Below are 1,213 nucleotides of genomic sequence, written 5' to 3' on the forward strand. Positions count from 1 at the left end.
GCTACGGCCGGTGTGGCCGGCGAAGCTGGTCCGGGTTGCGCAGCCGGCCACAGGATAGCTTCCGGTGCGGGCGGTTTATAGCCCAGCGATGAATGTGGTCGCACTGTATTGTAATGCTGCCGCCATCCTTCGATGACGATCTGGGCCTCCTTCAGCGTATAGAAGATTTCTCCATCGAGCAGTTCGTCGCGAAGCTTCGAGTTGAAGCTCTCGCAATACCCGTTTTCCCAAGGACTGCCGGGCATGATGTAGGCGGTCTTGGCACCGACGGTGGCAATCCATTCACGCAATGCCTTGGCGATGAACTCCGGGCCATTGTCGGATCGAATGTGGCCGGGGATGCCGCGCAGGATGAACAGGTCGGACAGAACATCGATCACGTCGACGGCCTTTAGCCGCCGGCTCACCTTGATGGAGATGCATTCTCTTGTGAACTCGTCGATCACGTTGAGCATGCGGATTTTCCTTCCATTGTGGGTCCGGTCCTCGACAAAGTCGTAGGACCAGACATGGTTGGGATACTCCGGTCGCAACCGGATGCAGGAACCGTCGTTCAGCCAAAGACGGCCTCGTTTGGGTTGCTTTTGCGGAACTTTCAGCCCCTCGCGCCGCCAGATCCGCTCGACCCGTTTGACGTTCACCACCCAGCCCGCACGGTGCAGCATCGCTGTGATGCGGCGATACCCGTAGCGGCCATATTGGATGGCGAGCGCGATGATGTCGGCGGTTAAGGCCGCTTCATCATCCGGTGTAGTCGGAACCTTGCGCTGTGTGGAACGATGCTGCCCCAGAACTCGGCATGCCCGTCGTTCGGGAACGCCAAGCTCAGCGACAACATGATCCACGCAGGCGCGGCGACGCGCGGGGCTTAGAAGTTTCCCCGTGCAGCTTCCGCCAGGATCATCTTGTCCAGAGTCAGGTCGGAAACGGCGCGCCGAAGACGCGTGTTCTCCGTCTCAAGCTCCTTCAGCCGCTTGACCTGGTCGCCCTTGAGGCCGCCGTATTCAGACCGCCAACGATAATATGTTACTTCCGTCACACCTATCGATCGGACCGCTTCCGCGACCGATCTGCCCTGCGAAGTCAGAACGTCAACCTGCCGCAGCTTCGTGACGATCTCTTCCGCACTGTGTCTCTTTCTGGCCATTTCTTAAGTCCTCCATCGGCTCAAAAGCCATACATAAGGGAGGACCACTTTTCAGGGGGCAGACCA

The 1,213-nt window shown here is 58.9% G+C and carries 1 protein-coding gene; it reads right to left on the reverse strand.

Going from position 1 to position 1,213, the window contains the following annotated elements; translation table 11 throughout:
- A protein-coding gene (locus tag ACX3P0_RS25255; RefSeq protein WP_459092970.1) for an IS3 family transposase occupies nucleotides 1–1,147 on the reverse strand; the annotation gives its coding sequence in 2 pieces (ribosomal slippage) (nucleotides 1–883 and nucleotides 883–1,147; 1,148 coding nt annotated over the 2 pieces). This gene is flagged as partial in the annotation.
- Nucleotides 1,148–1,213 lie beyond the last annotated feature (66 nt).

The sequence above is a fragment of the Mesorhizobium sp. A556 genome, from assembly GCF_054489545.1.